The organism is Nocardia carnea (assembly GCF_029868325.1).
In the GTDB taxonomy this organism is placed as follows: domain Bacteria; phylum Actinomycetota; class Actinomycetes; order Mycobacteriales; family Mycobacteriaceae; genus Nocardia; species Nocardia carnea_C.
In genome coordinates this window covers 1-25,240 of sequence record NZ_JARWNW010000239.1, presented here as the reverse complement: position 1 = coordinate 25,240, position 25,240 = coordinate 1, and the positions used below count along the sequence as shown (strand labels likewise).

18 protein-coding genes and 2 pseudogenes are annotated in these 25,240 nt (G+C 66.5%); 10 read left to right on the top strand and 10 right to left on the bottom strand.

Translation table 11 applies throughout. The features are described 5' to 3' along the window. Positions 1 to 77 precede the first annotated feature (77 nt). Genes QH196_RS20840 through QH196_RS20830 form a run of 3 tightly spaced genes read right to left on the bottom strand, consistent with a single transcriptional unit; the run spans position 78 to position 2,870 of the window. Positions 78 to 956, bottom strand: coding sequence for an ABC transporter permease (locus QH196_RS20840; protein WP_280417487.1), 879 nt, complete (start codon positions 954 to 956; stop codon positions 78 to 80). After that, positions 949 to 1,779, bottom strand: coding sequence for an ABC transporter ATP-binding protein (locus QH196_RS20835; protein ID WP_280417486.1), 831 nt, complete (start codon positions 1,777 to 1,779; stop codon positions 949 to 951). Before QH196_RS20835 ends, QH196_RS20840 begins: the two co-directional genes overlap by 8 nt. Then, the gene (locus tag QH196_RS20830; RefSeq protein ID WP_280417485.1) at positions 1,776 to 2,870 is read right to left on the bottom strand and encodes an ABC transporter substrate-binding protein; all 1,095 of its coding nucleotides are present in this window, start codon (positions 2,868 to 2,870) and stop codon (positions 1,776 to 1,778) included. The genes QH196_RS20835 and QH196_RS20830 overlap by 4 nt, the downstream gene beginning before the upstream one ends. Positions 2,871 to 3,149: 279 nt before the next feature. Here QH196_RS20830 and QH196_RS20825 point away from each other — a divergent pair, with 279 nt between their 5' ends. From QH196_RS20825 to QH196_RS20815, 3 genes are all read left to right on the top strand, one after another. Then, positions 3,150 to 5,585 (top strand): hypothetical protein, encoded by a 2,436-nt coding sequence (locus tag QH196_RS20825; protein ID WP_280417484.1) that lies wholly within the window; start codon positions 3,150 to 3,152, stop codon positions 5,583 to 5,585. Next, positions 5,582 to 6,379 (top strand): ESX secretion-associated protein EspG, encoded by a 798-nt coding sequence (locus QH196_RS20820; RefSeq protein ID WP_280417483.1) that lies wholly within the window; start codon positions 5,582 to 5,584, stop codon positions 6,377 to 6,379. The genes QH196_RS20825 and QH196_RS20820 overlap by 4 nt, the downstream gene beginning before the upstream one ends. Positions 6,380 to 6,638: 259 nt before the next feature. Continuing rightward, positions 6,639 to 7,037, top strand: a complete 399-nt coding sequence (locus tag QH196_RS20815) for a DUF732 domain-containing protein (protein ID WP_280417482.1) — start codon at positions 6,639 to 6,641, stop codon at positions 7,035 to 7,037. Positions 7,038 to 7,127: 90 nt separating this feature from the next. On the opposite strand, the gene secA is transcribed toward QH196_RS20815, so the two are convergent. Next, a complete protein-coding gene (gene secA, locus QH196_RS20810) occupies positions 7,128 to 9,989 on the bottom strand; it encodes a preprotein translocase subunit SecA (protein ID WP_280417481.1) in 2,862 nt (953 codons plus the stop codon). 321 nt (positions 9,990 to 10,310) lie between these two features. Between secA and QH196_RS20805 the strand changes: the two genes are divergently transcribed. From QH196_RS20805 to bluB, 6 genes are all read left to right on the top strand, one after another. Continuing rightward, a complete protein-coding gene (locus QH196_RS20805; protein ID WP_280417480.1) occupies positions 10,311 to 11,717 on the top strand; it encodes a WS/DGAT/MGAT family O-acyltransferase in 1,407 nt (468 codons plus the stop codon). 10 nt (positions 11,718 to 11,727) lie between these two features. After that, positions 11,728 to 12,231 carry a DUF6912 family protein gene (locus tag QH196_RS20800; protein WP_280417491.1) on the top strand — a complete coding sequence of 168 codons (504 nt, stop codon included), beginning with the start codon at positions 11,728 to 11,730 and terminating at the stop codon, positions 12,229 to 12,231. A 149-nt stretch (positions 12,232 to 12,380) separates the two neighbouring features. After that, complete coding sequence (locus QH196_RS20795; protein ID WP_280417479.1) at positions 12,381 to 13,514, top strand: ferredoxin reductase; 1,134 nt, start codon at positions 12,381 to 12,383, stop codon at positions 13,512 to 13,514. A gap of 153 nt (positions 13,515 to 13,667) precedes the next feature. Beyond that, positions 13,668 to 15,044 (top strand): fatty acid desaturase family protein, encoded by a 1,377-nt coding sequence (locus QH196_RS20790; RefSeq protein ID WP_280417490.1) that lies wholly within the window; start codon positions 13,668 to 13,670, stop codon positions 15,042 to 15,044. Positions 15,045 to 15,269: 225 nt separating this feature from the next. Continuing rightward, positions 15,270 to 16,535: a fatty acid desaturase family protein gene (locus QH196_RS20785; protein ID WP_280417478.1), complete on the top strand. Its 1,266-nt coding sequence runs from the start codon at positions 15,270 to 15,272 to the stop codon at positions 16,533 to 16,535. A 508-nt stretch (positions 16,536 to 17,043) separates the two neighbouring features. Continuing rightward, positions 17,044 to 17,673, top strand: a complete 630-nt coding sequence (bluB, locus tag QH196_RS20780) for a 5,6-dimethylbenzimidazole synthase (RefSeq protein ID WP_280417489.1) — start codon at positions 17,044 to 17,046, stop codon at positions 17,671 to 17,673. A gap of 48 nt (positions 17,674 to 17,721) precedes the next feature. Here bluB and hpf read toward each other — a convergent pair whose 3' ends face one another. The 6 genes and pseudogenes from hpf to QH196_RS20750 form a co-directional block, all read right to left on the bottom strand. Next, positions 17,722 to 18,438 (bottom strand): ribosome hibernation-promoting factor, HPF/YfiA family, encoded by a 717-nt coding sequence (hpf, locus tag QH196_RS20775; RefSeq protein ID WP_432278143.1) that lies wholly within the window; start codon positions 18,436 to 18,438, stop codon positions 17,722 to 17,724. A gap of 188 nt (positions 18,439 to 18,626) precedes the next feature. Then, positions 18,627 to 19,259: a ComF family protein gene (locus tag QH196_RS20770; protein WP_280417477.1), complete on the bottom strand. Its 633-nt coding sequence runs from the start codon at positions 19,257 to 19,259 to the stop codon at positions 18,627 to 18,629. A gap of 55 nt (positions 19,260 to 19,314) precedes the next feature. After that, positions 19,315 to 21,129: an MtrAB system accessory lipoprotein LpqB gene (gene lpqB, locus QH196_RS20765; protein ID WP_280417476.1), complete on the bottom strand. Its 1,815-nt coding sequence runs from the start codon at positions 21,127 to 21,129 to the stop codon at positions 19,315 to 19,317. A 749-nt stretch (positions 21,130 to 21,878) separates the two neighbouring features. After that, a pseudogene (gene mtrB, locus QH196_RS20760) lies at positions 21,879 to 23,504 on the bottom strand (MtrAB system histidine kinase MtrB); the annotation flags it as partial. Between the two features lie 99 nt (positions 23,505 to 23,603). Next, on the bottom strand, positions 23,604 to 24,281 hold the full coding sequence (mtrA, locus tag QH196_RS20755) for an MtrAB system response regulator MtrA (RefSeq protein ID WP_033243239.1): 678 nt from the start codon (positions 24,279 to 24,281) through the stop codon (positions 23,604 to 23,606). A 78-nt stretch (positions 24,282 to 24,359) separates the two neighbouring features. Next, a complete protein-coding gene (locus tag QH196_RS20750; RefSeq protein ID WP_280417475.1) occupies positions 24,360 to 25,031 on the bottom strand; it encodes a dTMP kinase in 672 nt (223 codons plus the stop codon). Between QH196_RS20750 and QH196_RS20745 the strand changes: the two are divergent. Next, a pseudogene (locus QH196_RS20745) lies at positions 25,030 to 25,240 on the top strand (hypothetical protein); the annotation flags it as partial. The gene QH196_RS20750 and the pseudogene QH196_RS20745 overlap by 2 nt on opposite strands.

Genomic DNA, 25,240 nt, shown 5'->3' with positions numbered 1-25,240 from the left:
GCACCAAGCTCCCGGCCGTAGTCCGTGCTACCGAAGGCCCAGCCGCCCCGAAACCGTTCGGGGCGGCCCGACTGCATCTACAGCGCCACGCCCCAGCGCGACAGCCGGCGTTCGGTGAGTACGAGAATTGCGTTGAACACCAGCCCAACCAGCGCGATGGCGATGATTCCGGCATACATATCGGGGATCTGGAAATTGAGCTGGGCGGCCGTGATCAAATAGCCCAGCCCGGCCTTGGCACCGACCATCTCCGCCGCGATCAATACCAGGATCGAGGATGCCGCGGCCATCCGCAGGCCGGTGAAGATGGTGGGGACCGCGGCGGGCAGCACCACCTTGTACACGATCGCGAATTGGGAGAACCCCAGCGAACGAGCCGATTTCACGAGCAGCGGCTCCACCGTACGGACACCGGAGATGGTATTCAGCAGGACCGGGAAAGCGCAGGCGTAGATCACCAGCGCGACCTTGGAGGTTTCCCCGATACCGAGAACGAGGACGAATACCGGCAGCAGCGCCAGCGCCGCGGTATTGCGGAACAGCTCGAGAACCGGGTTGAGGAAATCGGCCACCGGCCGGTACCAGGCGATCGCGACCCCCAGCGGTACCGCGAACGCGACCGCGATCACAAAACCGGTGAGCGCCCGGGTCAGGCTCGTCGATATGTGTTCCCACAGCTGACCGTTCGCGATCAACTCGAAAAATGTCCGGCCGACCTCGGTGAACGGCGGCAGAAACACCTCGTCGACCAGGCCTGCACGGGGCGCGACCTCCCACACCGCGAGGAAGGTCAGAATCGCCACCGAAGGTTTCACCACACGCCACGCCGAGGCCACCGTGCGCCGCCCCCATCGCGGTACACGGGGCCGGGTGGCCGCCTCGGGCGGGATTTCGGCGCGTTCGGATTCGGTGCGTGGTGCACTGTCGAGAGTGCCGGTGGCGAGTGCGCTAGGCATGCTGAGCCTCTTCCGTGGTGGAGATAGCGGCGAGTTCGAGCGAGCGGGCGCGTTCGACCTCGTCGTGGAGCAGCGACCAGATCCGGTGGCGCAGTTCCCGGAATTCCGCGCCGGAACGGATATCGCCGGCCGTGCGGTCGATATCGATATCGACCACCGTCTTCACCCGGCCGGGCCGGGAGGTGAGTACGGCGACCCGCTGCCCCAGATAGATCGCCTCGTCGATGCCGTGGGTGATGAACAGAATCGTCTTACCCGTACGTTCCCAGATGCGCAGTAGTTCGTCCTGCAGCGATTCGCGGGTCTGCGCGTCGAGCGCGGCGAACGGTTCGTCCATCAGCAGGACTTCGGGGTCGTAGGCGAGGCTGCGGGCGATCGCGACCCGCTGCTTCATTCCACCGGACAGTTCGTGCGGATACCGGTCGGCGAACCCGGCCAGCCCGACCAGTTCGAGATAGTGTGCGGCGCGTTCCCGGCGTTCGGCACGCGGTACGCCCTTGGCTTCCAGCCCGAATTCGATATTGCGGCGCGCCGACCGCCACGGCAGTAATGCGTACTGCTGAAAGACGATTCCGCGATCGAGGCCGGGGCCGGTGATCGGGGTGCCGTCGAGCAGGATCTGCCCCGACGTCGGGGCGCTCAGCCCACCGAGCAGATCGAGCAGCGTGGACTTCCCGCAACCACTGGGCCCGACGAGGACCAGGAATTCACCGGCGGCCAGGTCCAGGGTGATGTCTTGGACCGCGGTCAGGTCGGCTTTACGGCCCCGGATCGGGAAGGTTTTGCTCACCTGGCTCAGGCGGAGTTTGGGTGTGCTGGTCATTTCGCACCGGCCGATACTTGTCCGTCGGGTCCGCCGTCGGCAGGGTAGGTGCCGTTGGCGTACGGGTTGTACTCGTTGGTGTAGAGGTCGCGGGCGGCCGGCGCGCCGTCGTCGAGCTCGCCGTTGCGCACCAGCCAGTCGATCCAGACCTGGAGTTCACGTTCCTCGATGACCGCGCCCGGGGCCGGGATACCGGAACTACGCCAGAACCGCACGGTCTCCGCGCTTTCCGCGCGGCCGCGGGCGGCGATGATATCGGCGAAGCGTGCGATCACCTCCTGCGGCGGCCGCGTCTGCGTCCAGCGGACGGCGCGGGCCGTGGCCTGCACGAAATCGCGCACCACCTCGGGGTTGGCGGCGATGAAGTCGTCTCGCATCACATAGGTTCCATAGCTGAACGCACCGAACAGATCACGGTCGGTGAACAGCGCGCGCAGACCGCCGCGTTCGAGCGCGGTCTCCCGGTAGACGGTATTCAGAGTCGCGACATCGATCTGCCCCTCGCGTAGTGCCTGTTCGGTGTTCACCGGGGGCACCACGGTCAGCTGGACGGTGTCGATTTCCCCGGGCGTCAGCCCCTGCTGCGCCAGCCATTCCCGGGTGAGGAATTCGTGGTGGGCGCCGAGTGTATTCATCCCGACCTTCTTGCCGATGAGGTCACGCGCCGACCGGATCGGGCTGTCCTCCAGTACGTAGTACCCGGTGTATTCGGCGGCATCCGCGCCGTAGGAGCTGAGGACCGAGGTGATCGGCGCGCCCGCGGTATCGAGTTTCACGACCGCGCCGTTGAACGCCGACCCGAACTCGATCTGCCCGGTGGCCACGGATTGGATGTCCTGCGGGCCGCTGGTGGTATCCCCGACCCACTCCAGCTGCACGTTCTCGTAGTAGCCGAGGTCGGCGGCGAGTTCGTGGAAGCCCACCTTTCCCGACCAGCCCTGATATCGCAGGATGGCTTTACCGTCGGCAGTCCTGGTCGCCGCACCGCCGGCACCGCAGGCGCACAGCAGCAACAACGCGGCGGCGACCAATGCGGTTGCCGCCGAGCCGCGTAGCCGTCGGTGCACTCGTGGTTTCAGGCGTCCTGGCATGGCTTCATTCCTCGGTCCGTGATTGGGCTGCCTGCCATAGTGCGGCGGCGGACCTGAACTCTGAACCGTTTGGGTCAGCGCGAGTCCAATCGGCGACCCCGGGTGGGCTCGACGGGACCCCGGCACTGCGGCGGAGCAAGATCCACCCGGGTTATCGCGCCGAATTTCCCTGTGCGCCATGGGGAATTCAATGTCATGCGATGTAATCCTGCGGGCAGGTACCGGCATGTTCCGCAGCATCAGCGTGCCGGTCCGGGTAGTGAAGGGAAGGCGTATCCGATGGTTCAGCAACCGGGCACCTGGGCCGGATTGAAGCAGGACGCCTCCCAGGATCTGCTGTATTTCGATCCAGCCGCCGCGGTGACCGGCGCGGAAGCCGCCGGCCGGATGGTCGACCAGATGCTGGCGATGCGGGCCGCCATCGACGATTTCTATATGGACGAGCTGAGCAACTTCACCGGGGGAATCCTGACCTCGGGGCAGAAGCTCGCGGAGATCTACAACCAGCGCGCCGACCGGCTGTCCACCGTCCTGCAGGACCACGCAAATATCGGCACCGAGATGGCGAATGCGTTCGTGCAGGCCGGGCTCTACTACCGCCGGACCGAGGACCAGAACTCCGCCGACCTCGATAAACTCGCGGATTTCCGGGTACCCGTCGAACCGAGCGCCGAAATTCCGATGGTGTACTCGGATGGCCCCGACTACGACGCCGCCGACCATCCCGAGGGGACACCGACCGATGCCGGCTGGGACGGCAACCAGGACGACTACCGTTCCCTGCCCGCCTCCGCCGTCCCCGACGAACTTCAGCGCTACATCGGCCGCCAGGAGGCGATATCGCCGGACGTCGTCCAATTGGAGAACAGTTCGGCGCTCGGTTTCGACCATTTCCGCGGCTTGGCGGACAACCTGCCCTGGGGCATCTTCGTGCTTGCCGCGATGCGGCAGCGGTGGTGGCAGCTGGCCTCGCATACGAAATCCGAACTGGAGAAGTTCGAGGCCGCCATCGAGGGGATCCAGGACAAATGGCGGGGCCGGGCCGCGGACCGCGCCCGGACCGCCACCAGGAGCTACGTGGACGCCATCGCCCCGCTGTGGAACTCGATGTTCTCGATGAGTGAGAACATGTTCTACACCGCGGAGTGGTTGCGCCGCACTCAGATCTCCATGCCGCAGCAGGATTTCGACCTCAGCGGGTCCTCGGTCGAACACGCGGTACTCCAGCGGTACCGCGAGGAATGGGAGAAGCATTACGCCGAAGGGATGCGGAACACCCTGCGGGAGATGCCGGTGATCGAAGGCCCGATCGCCGAACCGACACCGCCGCCCGCGAACGAAGACAACAACCAGAACAACGATGACAGCGGGGGGAACCAGAGCCCGGAGGAGAAGTCGTACCAGGCGGGCTATGACGATGGCTACGACCAGGGGCTCGAGGACGGTCGAAATCAGGAGGACGACCGGAGTGGGCAGGGTTCCGGTCAGGGGGACGGTCAGGGCGGCGGCTCGGGTAGCGGGCAGGGTGGTGGCCAGGGGCAAGACGAGGGCCGAGGACAGGGACAGGGCAATGAACAGGGGCAGGGCGAAGGGCACGGGCAAGGGTCCGGAGAGCAGGGCGACAGCCAGGGCGGGGGCAGCGGTGGTGGGCAAACCCCCGAGGTCCCCAGTTACGATCAGGCCGAATACGGATCCGGCGCAACATCGCCCACCCCCGATTCCACCGGCGGATCCGGCGGGGAAACCACACCGGCCGTTCCTTCGATCCCGGCCGCGGACACTCCCGGCGAGGGCGTGCCCGGCGAGAGCACACCGGCACCCGGCACGACCATGCCGAAGAACCCGACGGCGGCCGATATCCTCGCCAAGCTCACCGGCATTCCGAAATCGCAGCTGCCCGAGGCACTGAAGAACATCCCGATCACCGGCAAGGACGGCAAACCCCCTACCCTCGCCGACGCGTTGTCGAAGATCACGGGTATTCCCGTCGACCAAATGCCGCCCGAACTGCACGACACTCCGCTGGAATCGCTCTACCAGCAGGATTCACCGTACGGCGCGGTGGAGACCCTGTTCGGGGCTTTCGGAGAAGACATCACACCGGCCGGCGATACCGAGGGGAAGACCGACCCTGACGAAGCGATCTCGGCACTGCTCGGCGGTACACCGGAGACGACAGGTGCGGGTTCGGTACCCGGGCAAGAACAGAACATCCTCGACCGGCTGGCGAATATGCTCACCCAGGGAATCCAGGCCTTCACCCAGACCGGAGGCACGCTGCCCGGGCTGGATCAGTTACAACACATGCTCGACCCCAGCGCATTGCAGCAGCATGTGGGGCAACTTCTGGACCCCGCGAAAGTTCTCGCACCGGCCGCGGGCCCCGGCGCCGCCGGTGGCGTGGGTGTCCCGGTAGCGGAATCCGAACCGCTGGCACCGTATCCGGGTACGAAACCCAGCCCGTTCCCCCGGGCCTCGGTCGCCGGGCCGGGCCTGGATCTCGCCGGTTATTCGGGTATCTCGGCTGCTGCCGGATCACCGGGCGGTTCGCCCGGTATGCCGATGATGGGCACACCGGCCGCGGGCGCGGGTTCACCCGGTAACCCCGGGCAGAGCAACGGTCACGCACCTGCCGAATTCCTGGTGTCGCGGGAGAATCTGGACGAGGTCTTCGACGAATCTCCGGCCAAGGTTCGGCCGGTGATCGAACAGTGAATCCTGCCTGGGCACTGACCGATCTCGAATTCGTTCTGCTGTGCGAGGAACACGGCTGCACCGAGCTACCGGTTCCGTTCACCTTCACCAGCCGGACCTGGCTGGCCGCGGATTACCGGGCGGAGCGGGCGAGAACCTTGCGGGAACTGCGCGACCGCGACGATGCCGAACTGGCCGTGCTGGCCGATGCCCTCACCCGCCCGGACGTCACTGTCGTCGCGCAAGCCTGGGATGAACAGGAGCCGGAGAAACCGGAAGGATGGACTCGGGTCCATGCCGTCCGGCAGCGGGCACGGGGTTTCGTGATCACCCAGCGTCCCGGCGAAACAGTCTGGCACAGCGGTGGTTTCGATGTGACCACGTGCGATCCGCATGCCCTCGCCGAGGCGGTCCTGGCTCTGCTTCCGCCCGCTAAGGCCGGTCGGATGCGCCAGATCGCGCTGATCGATCCCGAGACGCAACCGGATGCCCGGCCGTTCGTTCCACTGATCAGCGATGACGACGAACCCGAGGACGACGAAACGCAGCGCAGTGAGACCTACTTGAATACGCCCGCCACCGCGACCGGGTTGGTGCGGGTTTTTCAGGGCCGGTCGATGTTCGGCCCGCGCGGCCGGGTCGATATGGGGCTGCGCTGGCGGGATCTGCCCGGCGACGGACGGTACGTCACTTCACTTTCCGCGGACGTGCCCGTGGCCACCGGGATGGGGACCAAGGGGATGGTCGAATGGGTCCAGGAACAAGTGGCCGAGGTACTGCTGCGGTTGGACCGGAATCTCGAGCACGAGGAGTGAACTCGCAGGTGGCGGCCCGGAAACAATAGAGGTCACCATGTTTCGCCGGTCCCCGGCGGTTCTTTCCCGAACAGCCGCAGACAGCCATCGGTTCCGATACGATGCGCGCGCATCGATGCAATATGCGATGCAGCGCATCGATGCAGTTCCTCCGCCGCGAACCGCGAGGCATCGGTGCGATCGTCCGGAGGCAGGCGATCCGGATATCTGTGTACGACAGCTGTTCCCCTCCCGCATGTCATCGATCACAGAAGGAACGATGTTCAGGATATTGATCATCAGCGCGGCAGCGTCCGCACTCCTGTTCGGCGGCCTCCCGGTCGCCTGGGGGCATCCCCACTCCGGCGCCGCACGGCCCGGCGCCCCGGGTACCGCCGGCCTGCACAACCCGGCCGGCAGGGACGACTCCGTCGCCCAGCTACCCTTCACCGACCGAGAATTCCTCCGGGCCAGCGCCTTCGACGACGAGCCGCGACCGCTCCAGGACGCGGCCATCGCCCTGGCCCGCGCACAATGTGAATACCTCGACAAATCCGGTAACACCGCGGCGAATCGCACCTATCTCGCCGAGGAGTCCCGTCCGTTCGTGGAGTATCCCTATCTCTTCCTGCAGGCCGCCGTCGGTTCCTACTGCCCGCGACATTCCGCCGGTAACTGAACGGATTACGTTGCGGCACGACCGCAGCCGAGCCGCGACGAAAACGGCGGCGCCCCCATCACTGTGATGGGGGCGCCGCCGTCGCCGGACTCAGTGCTTGCGGCGTGACTTCGGGCCCTTGCCCTGTTTGGTCTGCGCGCGAGCCGCCTCGCGACGCTGGCGACGCGTACCCTGCGTCCGGTCCTCGGAACCGGAACCGTATTCCTCGGCGTCGCTGTGTACCGCCGTGGCACCGCCTTCGGCCGGACCCGAATAGCTCAGCCCACGCGGCCCCGACTGGTCGATACCGCGGGCCCGCAGCGCGGGCGGGGCACCGTTGAGGATCGGGAGCTTCTCGGTCGGGTACTGGCTCTCCGGCGGCGCCTGCGCACCGGACAGCCCGCCCACCGGCGACCGCAGACCGCCGTCGATCTGTACACCTTCGGGCTGCGGCTGCTGAACCTCGACCTGGACGTTGAACAGGATGCCGACGGCGTCCTCCTTCAACCCTTCCAGCATGTTCGCGAACATATCGAAGCCCTCGCGCTGATATTCGACCAGCGGATCGCGCTGCGCCATGGCGCGCAGGCCGATACCTTCCTTCAGATAATCCATCTCGTAGAGATGTTCGCGCCATTTGCGGTCCAGCACCGACAGCAGCACCTGCCGTTCCAGCGTGCGCATACTGCCCTCGCCGGCCAGCCCGTCGATCTCGGCCTCACGCTGCGCGTAGGCGGCGTGCGCATCGTCGAGCAGGGTTTCGAGCAGTTCCTCGCGGGTGAGTTCCCCGGCCTCGCCGACCTCGGTTTCGCCGGTGAGGTCCTGATGTTTCAGGCTCACCGGGTACAGGGTTTTCAGCGCACCCCAGAGCTTGTCCAGATCCCAGTCCTCCACGTAACCCTCGGCGGTGGCGCCGTTGACGTAGGCGGTGATCACATCGGTGATCATGCTCTGGACCTGGCCCTCCATATCCTCGCCGCGCAGGATACGGTTGCGCTCGCTGTAGATGACGGTGCGCTGCTGGTTCATCACCTCGTCGTACTTGAGCACGTTCTTGCGGATCTCGAAGTTCTGCTGCTCGACCTGCGTCTGCGCGCTCTTGATGGCCTTGGAGACCATCTTCGCCTCGATCGGCACATCGTCGGGCAGGTTGAGCCGGGTCATGATCGACTCCAGCGCCGCGCCGTTGAACCGGCGCATCAGTTCGTCGCCGAGCGACAGGTAGAACCGGGATTCGCCCGGATCGCCCTGCCGGCCGGACCGGCCGCGCAGCTGGTTGTCGATACGCCGCGAATCGTGGCGTTCGGTGCCCAGCACGTACAGGCCGCCGGCCTCCCGCACCGCCGCCGCGTCCTCGGCGACCTGCTTCTTGACCTTCTCCAGGGCGTGGAACCAGTTGGCCTGATATTCCTCGGGCGTGTTCACCGGGTCCAGCCCCTGCTGACGCAGCAGGGTATCGGTGATGATGTCCGGGTTACCGCCGAGCACGACGTCGGTACCGCGACCGGCCATATTCGTCGCGACCGTCACCTGACCGGGGCGGCCGGCCTCGGCGATGATCTGCGCTTCCTTCTCGTGGAACTTCGCGTTCAGCACGTTGTGCGGTACACCGCGCTTGGTGAGCTGCTTGGACAGGTACTCGGAGCGGTCCACGCTGGTGGTACCGATCAGCACCGGCTGCCCCGCCTCGTACCGTTCGACCAGATCGTCGACCACGGCGTTGAACTTCGCCTCTTCGGTCTTGTAGATGAGGTCGGCCTGGTCGACGCGCACCATCGGCCGGTTGGTCGGGATCGGGATGACCCCGAGGTCGTAGATCTGGTGCAACTCGGCCGCCTCGGTTTCGGCGGTACCGGTCATACCCGACAGCTTGTCGTAGAGACGGAAGTAGTTCTGCAGGGTGATCGTGGCCAGGGTCTGGTTCTCCGGCTGGATCTCGACCTCTTCCTTGGCCTCGATCGCCTGGTGCATACCCTCGTTGTAGCGACGGCCGACCAGGATACGTCCGGTGAACTCGTCGACGATGATCACCTCACCGTCGCGGACGATGTAGTCCTTGTCGCGGGTGTAGAGCTCCTTGGCCTTGATGGCGTTGTTCAGGTAACTCACCAGCGGCGAGTTCGCCGCCTCGTAGAGATTGTCGATACCGAGCTGGTCCTCGACGAACTCCACCCCGGCCTCGTGCACGCCGATGGTGCGTTTCTTGATATCGACCTCGTAGTGCAGATCCTTTTTCAGCAACGGCGCAATTCGGGCGAATTCCCCATACCACTTACTGGAGGCATCGGCCGGACCCGAGATGATCAGCGGGGTGCGGGCCTCGTCGATCAGAATCGAGTCGACCTCGTCGACCACGGCGAAATTGTGGCCTCGCTGGACGAGATCGTCCAGCGAATGGGTCATATTGTCGCGCAGATAGTCGAAGCCGAATTCGTTGTTGGTGCCGTAGGTGATATCGGCGTTGTAGGCGTCGCGCCGCTGCGCCGGTGTCATCCCGGCCAGGATCGCGCCCACCTCTAGGCCGAGGAAACGGTGTACCCGGCCCATCCATTCGGAGTCACGTTTGGCCAGGTAGTCGTTGGTGGTGACGATATGCACGCCGTCACCACTGATCGCGTTCAGATACGCGGGCAGCACCGAGGTGAGGGTTTTACCCTCACCGGTCTTCATTTCCGCGATATTGCCCAGGTGCAGGGCCGCGCCGCCCATGATCTGCACCTTGTAATGCTTCTGCTGCAGTACCCGCCACGAGGCCTCGCGGGCCACCGCGAAGGCCTCCAGCAGCAGGTCGTCGAGGGTTTCGCCGTCGGCGTAGCGCTCCCGGAACTCGTCGGTTCTGCCTTGCAGCTCGGCGTCGGTGAGCGAGGAGTAATCGTCCTCGAGCCGGATCACCTCGTCGGCGAGATGGGAGAGACGCTTGACCATGCGACCCTCACCAAAACGTAGCAACCTCGTCAGTGTCAGCGCAGGCACGAGTCTCGTCAGTCCTCTGGGTCGGTTTCGGCTCCGATGTTCACGGCTGCACTCCGCCCGGCGGTGGTTACCGCCCTTACCGGCGTGCGTAGCCGCAGCTTGCTTCATGGTAATGCGGCTCCCATCGTAGGCGTCGCCGCGGACCCGGCCACCGCGCCTTCGTCACATTTACGCCGGAAACGCTCGCGACCGCTATACCACCGCGAACTACCGCGCAAGCCCGCGAATCGAGTATCGGAAAATCCACACAATGGTGCGGGAACGACTGCGGACTGGTCACAATGGAGTCCGGATTCCGGACTCCGAAGGGCAGACACCAGCGTGATAGCCAGGCTGACACCGCAGGACGCCGACTTCTTCCGGCTGGAATCGACCACGCACCCGGTACATATCGGATCACTGATCGTCCTGGACAACACCACCGGCGACGATCGGCCGCTCGACTACCCGGCATTGGTCGATCTGGTCGAAGCACGCCTGCCCCTGGCTCCCCGATACCGGCGCAAGGTCCGGCAGGTCCCGCTGTCGCTGGGCCGGCCTGTCTGGGTCGAGGACAGCCGGTTCGATATCACCTATCACATCCGCCGTTCGGCACTGCCCGCACCGGGCAGCGACGACCAGCTGCACGAACTGGCGGCCCGGCTGGGGTCGCGACCGCTGGACCCGGCCCGGCCGCTGTGGGAGATGTACCTGATCGAGGGCCTGTCCGGCGGGCGTTGCGCGATCTATACGAAATCCCATGCCGCCTTGGTCGACGGTGTCGCCGCCCTGGAGATCGGGCATGTCGTGGCCGACACCGCCGAATCTCCGCGCGAGATAGCCGACGATCAGTGGCAACCCGGCCGCGAACCCAGCGATACCGATCTATTGGTGGGCGCACTGGGCCACCTCGTGGCGCAGCCGACCTCGGCGGTCGAGGTCTTACGTGAAGCGGGAGCGAACGCGGCAGGCCTGATCGGCACGGCGGGCCGGACGCTGGACACGGTGGTATCGGCGGTGCGATCGGCGACCAGCAGCACCCCGGACAGCCCCCTGAACGCCCGCACCTGCCGGCAACGCCGGTTCGCCACCGCGGTGACCGACCTCGCCGATTACAAACGGATCCATCAGCAGGCCGGCTGCACCATCAACGATGTGGTGCTCGCCGTGGTGACCGGTGCGCTGCGCAACTGGCTGCTGTCGCGGAACAAGGGGCTGACCGAATCGACGGTGCTGCGCGCGGTGGTGCCGATGTCGGGATACGGTGGTGAACCCCGCACCGGGCGCAGTCTGCCCAGCGCGATCACTCCCCTGCTGATCTCGCTGCCGGTGGGCGAACCGAGCCCGGTGATGCGGCTGTCGCATATCGCCCATGCGACCTCGGCCGAAGGCCGGCCGCGCCATGCGGTGCGCGCCCGCACCCTGGTGCACCTCGCCGGCTTCGCTCCCGCCAGCCTGCACGCGATGAGTGTGCGGGCGGCGAGTACGTTCGCAGACCATACGTTCAATGTGGTGATCACCAACGCGCCGGGCCCGCAGACGCCCATGTTCGTCGGCGGTGCGCGGATGCTGGAGATGTACCCGGTTTCGCCGTTGCTGCGCAACCAGGCGACGAGTATCGGGATCACGTCCTACGACGGACGGGTCTGCTATGGACTCAACGCCGACCGCGAGGCAATGGCCGATATCGGTGTGCTGGCCGCGTCGGTGCCCGAATCGATGGAGGAGTTACTCGGTGCCTGCCTCTGACCGCAAGACCATGCGCGTGTACGTACCGGCCACGGTGTCGATGCTGCGGGACCTCGTGGACAAACGCGAACTGCACGCGGTGGGCGGGACCGCCTTCGCCCTCACCCCCGCCCTACGCGAGGCCTACGCGTCGGGCGACGACGAGGAACTCTCGGAGGTCGCCATGGCCGAAGCGGCGCGGGCCTCGCTGCGCCTGCTGGCCGACGAAGTGCACAGTTCGACAGCACCGATGTACCGGCGGGCGGTGATCGCGGTCGACGTCACGGGCGCGACCCTGCGGCCGGACCTCGACGATGCCGTCGTGAAGCTGGACGGGCCGATCGAGTACACACGGGTCGGCTCGGTCCATATGGATCTGGCCGAGGCCGAATCCGCCGTTGCCAAAGCCGTGGACATCATCGACGCCGCCGATCTCGGCGACGAGGACGCGGAATTCGTCCTCGGTGACGCCGAAGACCACCAGCTGGCCTGGTACGCCACCCAGGAACTGCCCTTCCTGCTCGATCTGCTGTGACGATCGGCCGGTCCGGACGGCGAACCGGCCGGCACGAGCGCCCCGATAGTTGTGACGGCGCACGAACCCCGGACAACCTACGATGCCGTAACCTGTGGGCAGGCGGTCGCCGCAGGTGGCCACGACGACAGAAGGACAACACGGCACCGATGTTTCTCGAGAATGTCCGGGAGTGGCTGGAAGCTCCGGCGGCCGAGGTCGCCGAACGCGGCGGACGGCTCAACGTCCTCCGCGGGGCGGTGGCCCGGGCGACCACCCCGCTGCTGCCCGACGACTATCTGCATCTGGCCAATCCCCTGTGGTCGGCCCGGGAACTACGCGGTCGCGTGGTCGACGTTCGCAAGGAAACCGCCGATTCGGCGACTTTGGTGATCAAACCGGGCTGGGGTTTCGATTTCCGGTACGAGCCCGGCCAGTACATCGGTATCGGCATCCTCGTCGACGGCCGCTGGCACTGGCGGTCCTATTCGCTCACCAGCCCGCCCGACTGGAACGATCCGCGCTACGGCAAGAAGGTCATCGCCATCGCGGTGAAGGCGATGCCGGAGGGTTTCCTGTCCAGCCATCTGGTCAACGGCGTCACCCCCGGTACCGTCGTCCGGCTGGCGGCCCCGCAGGGTGCCTTCGTCCTGCCGTCACCGCTGCCCCCGAAGGTGCTCTTCCTCACCGCGGGCTCGGGCATCACACCGGTGATGTCCATGCTGCGCGCCCTGGATCGCCGTGATTCGGTGACCGACGTGGTGCATATCCATTCGGCCCGGTCCGCCGGCGAGGTCATGTTCGCAGACGAGCTCGCCGATCTGCACCGGCGGCATCCGGGATTCGTCTCGCATATCCACCTCACCGCGGACAAGGGCAAATTCGCGCCCGCCGCGCTCGACGAGCTGTACCCGGACTGGCGGGAACGGCAGACGTGGGCATGCGGCCCCTTGGGCATGCTCGACGATATCGAAAAGCACTGGCGCGCAGCCGGTCTCGACGGCGCGCTGCATGTGGAGCGGTTCGAGGTGGAACGGTCGGCGACCACCGAGGGCGGCACCGTCACCTTCGGGAAAACCGGTCGCACGGCAACCGTCGACGGTGCCACCACACTGCTGGAGGCCGGTGAGTCCGCGGGGGTCCAGTTGCCCTTCGGCTGCCGGATGGGTATCTGCCAGACCTGTGTGGTCACCTTGACCTCGGGGCATGCCCGGGATCTGCGCAACGGCACCGAACGCTTCGAAGGCGAAAAGGTGCAGACGTGTATTTCGGCGGCGGCCGGGGATTGCACCCTCGACGTCTGACCGAACCGGACACCCCCGGCGTTCACCGCGCACAGGTACGCTCGGGGTGTACCGCAGGGGCGCTTCCCGGACCCGGGAAGTTCACGCGATCACATAATCGTTTCGACCATGCCGCCCTCGGCTACGCATATCGCGCTGACAGAAGGGACGCCGGTGGCCATCACCGACATCAGAGCCTTTGCCCACCTCACGGCCGCGGATGTCGAGATGCTGGGGCAGGAACTCGACGGTATCCGGCGGTCGGTCGAACAGTCCCTGGGTGAACGCGATGCCCGCTACATCCGGCGCACCATCGCCGCCCAGCGCGGCCTGGAGTTCACGGCCCGGGCCGTACTGTTCGGCAGCCGTAATCGCTGGGCCTGGCTGGCCGGGACGGCGATGCTGTCCGTCGCCAAGATCATCGAGAATATGGAGCTGGCGCACAACATCAGCCACGGCCAGTGGGATTGGATGAACGATCCCGAAATCCACTCCACGAATTGGGAGTGGGATATGACCGGGCCGTCGGCACAGTGGCGCCGCGCGCACAACTATTCGCACCACACCTACACCAATGTGCTCGGCCGCGACGAAGACCTCGGCTTCGGCATCCTGCGGATGACCCGCGACGAACAGTGGCGGCCCATCCACCTGGTGCAGCCGATCGCCAATATTGTCCTGGCGGCGGCCTTCGAATGGGGTATCGCGCTCCACGACTGGAAGATCGAGAAACAACTGTCCGGGGTGCCGCGCTTCCAGCTCGATTCCGAACCGAACAAACAGTTCGGCAGCAAGATCGCCCGGCAGGTCGCCAAGGATTTTCTCATCTATCCGGCGCTCACCGGCCCCGCCTTCACCGCCACGCTGAAGGCCAACGCCACCGCGAACCTGGTCCGCAATCTGTGGGCCTATGCGGTCATCTTCTGCGGTCATTTCCCGGACGGTGCGGAGAAGTTCACCGAGGAGCAGCTCGAAGGTGAGACGCGCGGCGAATGGTATCTACGGCAGATGCTGGGCAGCGCCAATTTCTCCGCCGGTCCGGTGATGGGGTTCATGAGCGGGAATCTCAGCTACCAGATCGAACACCACCTCTTCCCGGATCTGCCGAGCAACCGGTACCCCCAGGTCGCGGTGGCGGTGCGCGCACTGTGCGATAAATACGATCTGCCGTATACGACCGGATCGCTGGGTAAGCAGTATCTGCTGGCTTTCCGCACCATCCACAAATTGGCCCTGCCGGACCGGTTCCTGCGGCGTACGGCCGACGATGCGCCGGAAACCTCGTCGGAGCGCAAGTTCGCCGGTCTCACCGCGCACTCCGGCGCCGACCACCGGCCGTGGAGTATCGACCCGGCCACCGGTAAGCGGCGCGGTTTGAAATCGGCGCTGTCGGAGGCGAAGGTCGCCCTGCGGGCCAAGGCCGAGCACGAAAAGGAAGTTCTGCGTGCCGCCCAGCGTTCGATGCGGGCCAAGGCCCGGCACGAGCGGGATCTGCTGCGGCGGGCCCGGTATGCGCTGCGCAAGGCGAATACCGCCCAGGCGGCCGGATAGTTTTCTGCCGGGGCCGGATATTTCGCCGCGCGGCGGGGTCGATTCGGGTGTAACGTCCCGCCGGAATCCATCGATGATTCGATCGAGCTGCCACGGTGATCCACGCCCTCGGCGTTCCGTCTCGGCATAGCACCCGCATATTGGGACCTGCAATAGGGCGCACGCCACATTTTCTACCGATATCCCCAAACCTACGGTGTCGTAACTTACGGTAGGGTAGCCCGCATGGCTATATCGGATGTCAAGGAATACGCGCATCTCACCGAGGCGGATGTGGAAGCGCTCGGAGCAGAGTTCGACGCGATTCGCCGAGACATCGAATCCACCCGCGGTGAGCGCGACGCCCGCTATATCCGCAATGTCATCCGTTTGCAGCGTGCGCTCGAAATCAGCGGCCGTACCGTACTTTTCGCCGGTTTCCTGCCTCCGGCCTGGCTGGCCGGCGTAGCCCTGCTGAGCACCTCCAAGATCATCGAGAACATGGAGATCGGGCATAATGTGATGCACGGTCAGTGGGACTGGATGAACGATCCGGAGATCCACTCCACCCACTGGGAATGGGATAACGCCGGTCCGTCCAAGCACTGGAAGCACACCCACAACTACCTGCACCACAAGTACACCAATGTCCTGGGCATGGACGACGATATCGGCTACGGCCTGCTCCGGGTCACCCGCGATCAGCGCTGGAAACCGTTCAATATCGGTAACCCGGTGTACAACCTGGTCCTGCAATCGCTGTTCGAATACGGTGTCGCGATCCAGCACCTGGAACTCGGCAAGGTCGCGGCCGGGAAGGTAGCGCCCGGAACGCCGGAGCGGGCCGAATTCGACCGGAAGGTCGGCGAGGTACTGGTCAAGGTCAAGAAGCAGGCGTTGAAGGATTACGTCGTCTTCCCGCTGCTCACCGGCCCCTCCTTCTTCCACACGCTCACCGCGAACCTCGCGGCGAACGTGATCCGCAATATCTGGTCCAATGCCGTGATCTTCTGCGGTCATTTCCCCGACGGCGCCGAGAAGTTCACCAAGGCCGATATCGACAACGAAACCCACGCACAGTGGTACCTGCGGCAGATGCTGGGCAGCGCCAATATCTCCGGCGGCAAGCTCATGCATTTCATGACCGGCAACCTGAGCCACCAGATCGAACACCACCTGTTCCCCGATCTGCCCAGCAACCGGTACGCCGAGGTCGCGGTCCGGGTACGGGAACTGTGCGATAAGTACGATCTCCCGTATACGACCGGATCCCTGCCCGTCCAGTACTTCAAGGCATGGCGGACCATTGCGAAGCTGTCGCTGCCGAACAAATACCTGCGTCATACCGCCGACGATGCCCCGGAAACGGCATCGGAACGGCGGTTCAACGGCCGGGCCGTCGGCACGATCGACCCGGTGACCGGGAAGCGACGTGGTCTGCGTACCGCGATCGCCGAGGGTCGCCGCCGGCTCACTCGGCGTACCTCGGCTCCGGTGAACGCCGCTTCGTAGGCGCACCGACGTCCGGGACGCACCCCATCCGGCACTGGCCCGCACATCGCGTGCGGGCCAGTGCTGTCACGTCGGAAAGCAGGTATGGGCGTGGTGCCGGTGACCGTATCCGCGCTGGGTGTCACGGGTACCGCCGACGCCGCCGCATCGGCCCGTGCATCCGGACCGGCACCGACCGATACACACACGTAGGCGGGCTGCCCCGGCCGAGCGCTGATCCCGCTGGAGGGACACCGCCCCGAGACCGAGCTGCGGACCGTTGCGGATTGTCACGAGAGCGTCGCCCGTACGTCCGAGTGTTGTGGCATCCAGCCACATGGATCGGGCCGGACAGCCGCCGCTCCCGTAACACGCGGCCGATGGCCAGGTGGCTTGGTTTCCGCAGCATGCTCCCCCTTTGCGGGCGCGGATTCGGCGCCCTGCGCACCTCCTGGTAAGACGCGAAGCGCACGAACATGCCCGGTGGACCCCGGGCACCGGCGATACTGGCGTGGTGGGTGCTGTGGAGATGAGTTTGTACGAGGCGATCCGGACGCGGCGTGATGTTCGCGCCGAGTTCACCGGGGAATTGGTCGATGATGCGGTGCTGTGGCGCATCCTCGAGGCGGCGCATTGCGCACCGAGCGTCGGAAACTCCCAGCCGTGGGATTTCGTGCTCGTACGCAATCGGGCCACCCTGCGGAAGTTCGCGGCCCATGTCGCGGAGAAGCGGCTCGAATTCGCCCGGTCGCTGCCGGCCGAGCGCGCCGCGACCTTCGACCCGATCAAAATCGAGGGAATCGAGGAGAGCGGCACCGGGATCGTCGTCGTCCACGACGACGCCCGCGGTGGTCCACATATCCTCGGCCGCGCGTCCGTCCCGGAGACCGGCGTCTACTCGACGATCCTCGCGATCCAGAATCTGTGGCTGGCCGCTACCGCGGAACAGATCGGGGTCGGCTGGGTCTCGTTCTACGATGCGCCCTTCCTCGCCGAACTCATCGATCTGCCCGCCGGGATCCGGCCGGTGGCCTGGCTCTGTATCGGTCCGGTGAGCGAATTCCAGCGCATCCCCGACCTCGAGCGTTTCGGCTGGCGGGGCAGGCGGGAACTGGCCGACGCCGTGCACTACGAGGGCTACGAGGCCGGGCGCGGATAATGAACCAGCCGGCCGGCCCGTTTCGGGACCGGCCGGCTGTGCTCTTGCTTAGGCGAGCCTGATCAGGCCGTAGTCGAATGCGTGCCGGCGGTACACCACCGACGGCCGATCGGATTCCTTGTCCTGGAAGAGGAAGAAATCGTGACCTACCAATTCCATCTGGTAGAGCGCGTCATCGACAGTCATCGGCACGGCCGGGTGCACCTTGGTGCGCACAATATGGCCGGGACCCTCGTACTCGGGGTAGTCGGCGGCGAAATCCGCCCGCTTCGTACTGTGCGGTGAATGATCGTGGGATCCGGGCAATTCACCGGGCAGACTCTCCTCGGCCAGATCCGCGGTGGCGTCGTGCACCGATACGGGGGTCTTCTCACCGTAGTGCACTCGCCGCCGATCCTTCGTGCGACGCAGCCGGCTCTCGAGCTTGGCCGTGACCGCCTCGAAGGCGGCGTAGAAACTGTCCGCGCAGGCCTCGGCCCGCACGATCGGGCCCTTACCGCGCGCGGTGATCTCCACCCGCTGGCAGCTCTTGCGTTGACGACGATTGCGTTCGTGGAAGAGTTCCACATCGAACAGGAAGATCGAGGGATCGAAGCGTTCCAGCCGGGATAGCTTGTCCGACACATAGATTCGGTAATGGTCGGGGACCTCGACGTTGCGACCCTTGACCACGATATCGGCGCGGGTCTCTCGTGGGCGGTCGAGCTGGTCTTCCAGCTGCGGCTGGGCTGTGTCCTGAACTGAAGGTCGTGAAGATGTCGTCACGCGTACCTCCCGGATCTGGCCGCACACGTCCGATGCGCGCGGCGGGATGAACGTTGCCGGCCGCGTCCCATCAGTCGGCCGGCACTCGAATCGCAGGCCCACCTCCAAACTCCCGGAACGGGGTGTGTGAACGCGACGCTAGTACGCCGATCCCAGGTTCGCCACTGTTCACGCAAATTTCGGGGGATTCACGCGGCGCAGGTCACCAAGATGTCATCGAGGTATGTACCGACGGCCACCAGAGCCCGGGCGCACGCCTGCGCCGTGGACCCGGTTGTCAGCACATCGTCGACCAAGACGACCTGCGCGTTCGCCGCCTCGGCGGGCAGCGGTACCGCGCGGATCCGACCGCGTAGATTGCGATCGCGTTCGCGCGCCGACAGGCCGGCCGAATCGCGGACTCCCCACCAGACTCGCAGACACGGCAGCACCTGGCAACCATCCAGCGACCGCGCCGCCGACCGGGCGCATCGCAGCACCGGATCACCGCCGCGACGCCGGGCCGAGGCCCGCCGGCTCGGCGAAGGTACAAGTATCAGCGGCCGCCCGGGGGTCCGCAACTCGGCGAGCCCTGCGGCCAGCGCCAGCCCGAGCGGCTCCGCCAGATCACGCCGGCCGCGTTCCTTCACCGCCAGTACCGCCTGCCGCGCGGGGCCGCGATACGGGCTCAGCGCCCAGCACGGCACACCTGGATCGCGGCGGGGGTGGAAACGCACGGGCGGCCCGGCCACACTGCGCGCGCAGTCGCCGCACCACAGCGTTCCGGGTCGACGGCAACCACCGCATTCGGCCGGCAGGACCAGATCCAGAAGTGTCCGCATAGCGGCGAGTGTGCCGCTGGGCACCGACAGACCGAGCGGGACGGCCGGCCCGATATCAGCCGGGGAGGATGGGCACCGCGTCCGCGCCTAGCCCGGGAACCTCACGCCAGTACGGATCCCCACCCTCCGGGGTACGGGTCAGTTCCAGGACCGCCCGCGAATCCGCCACATACTGGCGTTCGATGGAGGCGGTGACCTGCCGGACCGGCGGGGTCAGATTCCGGCCGCCGAGCGAGGACATACCGGAACCGTCGATCTTGACCGTGCGCACCGGGTCCACCGTGCCGCTACCGGCGATGATGATCGTATCGTCGCTGTACCAGTCCAGCGCGGTGGCGGTGGTGGGGAGCTCGATGGCGATCCGCCGTGGTTCGGTGAGCGCATACGTACCGTCCGGGCGGACCACGACCACGGCCAGGTACACATTGCCATCGGCGATCAGTGCCGCATTCACCCCGTTACGCGAAATCCGCAGTTCGGTGATCGGTCCCTGTATCGGGGTACCGGAACCACCGGCGAACAACTCGGTGGTGTCGACGCCCTGCGGCAGCACCGTGCCGGTTTCCCCGTTGGTGACCGCTCGGATCACCCGATTACCGTCGACAACCGCCCAGGCCGCACTGCCGTCCGCGGTCCAGGACGGGCGCGTGATGGTACCGCCCTCCTCCACCGGGAATGCGTCGCCGCCGTAACTCCCCATCATCAGCGTGCGCTGCGGCTCCGGCGGCTCCCGGCCCGCATCGGCCACCGCCGCGACCCGTTTACCGTCCGGCGACAGGCCCACCGACTGCAGATTCTGCACGGTGCCGAAGTATCCGGGAGCGGGCCGCGGACCGCCGTCCGGTTCGACCTCGACCAGTGTTCCGTCGCGGAGGGCGTGCAGACCCACCTGCGTCTCCGATCGCAAGGAATCGGCCACCGGGCCCAGATCGGTGACCGACCAGCCCCCTTCGGCGAACCGTTCGTCCAAGGGGCGGCCGTCGGCCAGCAGAATGTAGGGACCGAGAACGTCCGCGGCGGACAGGGTCAGCACCACCTGCGCGGCGAAGAGTTCACGGTCACGCTGGGACAATTGGTCGATACCGGAGAAGTCGATCCGCACGCCACCGAGACCGACCCCGACACCCACCGGATCACCGTTGGCTTTGGTGATCGTGCCGCGCACGGCCGCGGGCGGACTCAGATAGTTACGCACCACCGGCGCGATATACGGCTGGGGGCCGGCGACCAGCATATCGACCAGCCGCCGGGTCAGATCGTCCGGCCGCACCGAAACCCAGCGCAGATCCGGCGCCACATGCCGGCCGTCGGCGGTCACGAAATACAGGGCGTGCCGCCGGTAGGACTGGGTGAACGCGGTGTACTCCATGACCACGCCGTCGGGCAGTTCGTCGATCCGCCATTCACCGTCGACCCGGGTCATCTCGATTTTGTGCTCGATGATCCCGTCGGCCACATGGTAGGAACCGTCCTCGGCGAGCTCACCCACCTTCCGGGCGCGCAGCACATACGTCGCCTCGTTCTCGGAACGGGATTCACGCAGCGTATCGGCACGCTCGACGATGACATGCGATTCCTCGTCGTTCCACTGGGTGGAGGCGGCCGGCGTCATGTACTGCCGGGCCGCGAGATGCCCGTCGGCGGGGTCGGCGGTGGCCTGCAGGAAATCGCGCAACAACAGATCCGGGTCGCGACCCTGCATCGGCGGCGGCGGCCCCTCCGCCGTCGGCTCCTGATTGATGGTGCCCAGCGCCTGCGGCTGCGAGGAGTCCGGCAGATTCGCGCACCCGGCGACGACCACCATCCCCGCCACGGCGACGACTGCGGTCAGCAGCCGGAACCAGCGTGGGCATCGGGGTCGCACGGTCATGATTTCTGGTCTCCGCTGTCGGTGAACACGATCGGGGGCGCGGATTCGGCGGAATCTGTCGCGGGCGAATCGGGTCCACGTGTGGGGCGGTCGCTGTCCACCGCCCCGGGTCTGTCCGCACCTGGGGCGTTCGCTCCCCGGCTGCCCGCACCGGCTTCCGCCGCACCAGGGCCGCTGCCCTCGCCAGGCCTATCCGCACCGGAGGTCTCGACACCCGGCCTATCCGCAGCGGTACTGCCTCCTCCGGGTCCCGCGGCGCCTGGGCTGCCGCCGGTGACTTCGGCCGCCCCCGGGCCGCCTCCCACACCAGGGGCGTCCGCACCGGTGCTGGAGGTACCGGCGGACTCGCTTTCCGGACTGTCCGCGGGCCGGTCACCGCGGCCGGCCACACCCGCGCTCACCCCATCGGCTGGAGGCGCACCGGAGGGACCGCTATCCGGCCTGTCCGCGCCGGGGCCAGTGGCCTCACCGGGCCGGTCCGCATCGGGTGCGGGGGCCTCGGCGCCCAGTCTGTCTGCGTCGGAACCGCCCCTACCGAGCCCGGCGGCACCTACGCTGCCGCCGGCGGCTTCGGCGGAACCAGAGGCCTCGGTACCGGGGCCTTCCTCAGCGGGACTGCCGCCGCTGGATCCGGCGGCATCCGTAGTGGGAGCGCCTTCGGTGGCGGCCCGGCCGGCTTCCGTCGCGCCCGCGGGCCGGGGAGCCCACGGCTCCGTCTCGGTCACCGGGGGGCCCAGCTCCACTCGCTCGGACCCGTTCTGCTCGCCTTCGGCCTGCGGGCGGCGCGGGGCCTTACGCATACCCGGTTCCAGCGGCAGCGGGCTCTTGCCCATTTTCTGTCCGCGCACGAGGGGCAGGGTCAGCCGGAAACTCGCACCGATATTGGGACGTCCCCAGGCCTCGAGTTTTCCGTCGTGCAGATTCGCGTCCTCCACGCTGATCGACAGTCCGAGGCCGGTGCCGCCGGAGCGGCGCATCCGCGACGGGTCGGAACGCCAGAACCTGCTGAAGACCAGTTTCTCCTCCCCCGGCCGCAACCCGACCCCCTGATCCCGGACCACCACGGCCAGCGCATTGGCCTCGGTATCCCCGCGCATCCGGATCAACACCGGTTTGCCCTCGCTGTGGTCGATGGCGTTGGCCAGCAGATTACGCAGCACCCGCTCCACCCGGCGCGGATCGACCTCGGCGACCACGGGTTCCTCGGGAAGGTCGATCACGACCTCGACCCCGGCGTCGCGGGCCAGATGCCGCACCGTGGAGATCGCGGCCCGCGCACACATCCGTACATCGAGCGATTCCACCTGGAGTTCGGCGACACCGGCGTCGTGGCGCGAGATCTCGAGCAGATCGTTGAGCAGCCCTTCGAACCGGTCCAGTTCGGTCACCAGCAGTTCGGCGCTGCGCGCCAGCGCGGGATCCAGATCGTCACTGCTGCCGTGGATGAGATCGGCGGCCATGCGCACCGTGGTGAGCGGTGTCCGTAGTTCGTGGCTCACATCGGAAGTGAAGCGGCGCTGCAGATTGCCGAATTCCTCGAGCTGGTTGATCTGGTTGGACAGGCTCTCGGCCATTTCGTTGAAGGCCTTGGCGAGCCGGGCGATATCGTCGTCGCCACGCACCAGCATGCGTTCCTTGAGCCTGCCGTCGGCGAACCGTCCGGCGATTCGCGCGGCGGACCGGATGGGCAGCACGACCTGACGGGTCACCAGGGCGGTGATCGCGGCCAGCAGGATCAGCAGTACCGCACCACCGACCATCATGGTGCCGCGCATCAGCGACAGGCTGCGTTCCTCGTTGGCCAGCGGGAAGATCAGATAGATCTCCAGCGTGGGCACCTCGGCACTGGGACTGCCGAGGATCAGTGCCCGGCCGCGGTAGCCGTCCGGATCGGAGACATTGGCGAACTGGTAGCTGACCTGATTGCGCTGCACGAACCGCCGTAGCGAATCGGGCACCTGCTTGATGGGCCCGACGGCGATCACCTGCTGCGGCGTACCGCCGATCACGCTCAGTGCCGAATCGAAACTCCCCGCGGCACCGCCGGACCGGCTCGATTCGCGTCGGCTGGACAGCGACTCCCGGGCATCGGTCAGCCGCTGCTCCTGAGTGGTGACATCGTGCACCCCGGCGAGCTGGCCCTCCACCGTATTGCGGACCCGGTCCATCTCCTCGACACCGGCGTTGATCTTGGCGTCCAGCAGCCGGTCGGTGATCTGGCTGGTCAGCACCACACCGAGCACGGTGATGACGATCAACGACAGTGTCAGCGTCGAAACGATGACCCGCAGTTGCAGCGAACGCCGCCAGAGCAGCCCCAAGGATCGGCCCGCGTGCTGGAACCATTCGTTCACCGGAGCCAGTGCCTGCCGCAGCCGGTCCCGACGCCCACTCCCGCCCGGATCGCGATCTGCGCGGGATCCATCGTGGTCGCGCAAGTTACCGCCTCCGGGCCCGGAGCCGACGGCAACCGATCACGGCGGACCGGCCTTGTATCCCACGCCACGAACGGTCAGCACGATCTCCGGATTCTCCGGATCCTTCTCGACCTTTGCGCGTAGTCGCTGAACGTGGACGTTCACCAGGCGGGTATCGGCGGCGTGCCGGTAGCCCCACACCTGTTCCAGCAGGACTTCACGGGTGAATACCTGCCGTGGTTTACGCGCGAGCGCCACCAGCAGATCGAATTCCAGCGGGGTCAGCGAAATCTGCGCGCCTTCGCGGGTGACCTTGTGCGCCGGCACATCGATGACGATATCGGCGATATTGAGCAGTTCGGCCGGCTCTTCCTCGGTACGGCGCAACCGCGCACGCACCCGCGCCACGAGTTCCTTCGGCTTGAAGGGTTTGACGATGTAGTCGTCGGCGCCGGACTCCAGGCCGAGCACCACATCGACGGTATCGGTCTTGGCGGTGAGCATCACGATCGGCACACCCGAGTCGGCGCGCAGCACCCGGCATACGTCGATACCGTTCATTCCCGGCAGCATGAGGTCCAGCAGGACCAGGTCGGGCCGGATCTCCCGGACCGCCGACAGTGCCTGGGTGCCGTCGCCGACCACGTGCGGGTCGAAACCCTCACCCCGCAGGACGATGGTAAGCATCTCCGCGAGGGCCATATCGTCGTCGACGACCAGAATCTTCGGCTTCATAGTTACTATGTTGTCATCTCCCGGGCTCGTAACGGGTCGCCACGCCATACATGGCGCGTTCCCGCCGGATATCCAACACTAATTCGCTGGCAATGCGGCGAGCCGCGCGGCCAATGCATTCATTTCGCCGGAGCGTGGGCCGGGACCTTGTTCGCCGGGCCGGAAAACCCACCAGGTTCCGTACCAATCGCGCCGAGCGAGATCACGGTACACCGCGGCCGTGCGTTCCTGTAATCCACCGTCGCGTTCGTAAGCGTCCAGTTCCCGCGTCGCGTCGAGTTCACCGCGCCGGCGGGCGCGTTCGGCCGCGACCTCGACCGGTACATCCAGCAGCAACTGCACCTGCGGTACCGGCAGGGCGAACCGGCCGAATTCCAATTCCCCCACCCACCGCACGATTTCCCCGTCGGCGGTTTGGCCGAGCCGGGCGGCGTTGTAGGCGGCATTCGAGGCCACGTAGCGGTCCAGTACGACCAAATCGTTGTCGGCCAGCAGTTTCGCCAGTTCGTCGGCGGCTCCGGCGCGATCCAGTGCGAACAGGGTGGCCATGGCGTTCACCGAGGCGGCCAGATCCCCGTGCGCGCCACGCAGTGCCTCGGCGGCCAGATCCGCGTGAACGGAGCGGCCGTAGCGCGGGAAGGCCAGGGTCTGCACGCGCAGCCCGCGCTGTTCGAGAGCCGCCACCAGATCGGTGATCAGCGTTCGTTTACCCGCACCGTCGAGGCCCTCCACCGAGACCAGCACACCCATGCTGAGCAGCCTACTCGGACACCTGTGCCCCGCCGGCCCGGGTGTGGGCACCAGCGGCCTCGTGATCGTGCTCGCCGAGATCCCGGTATTCGGCCGCCGCACCCGCACCACGGTACTCACCGTGCGGCAGCTGCCCTACGTCGAAGCGGCCCGGGGCCCGGAGCGACCAGTGTCACTGTGCACATCCTTCTCGTGCCGATCTTGCCGAC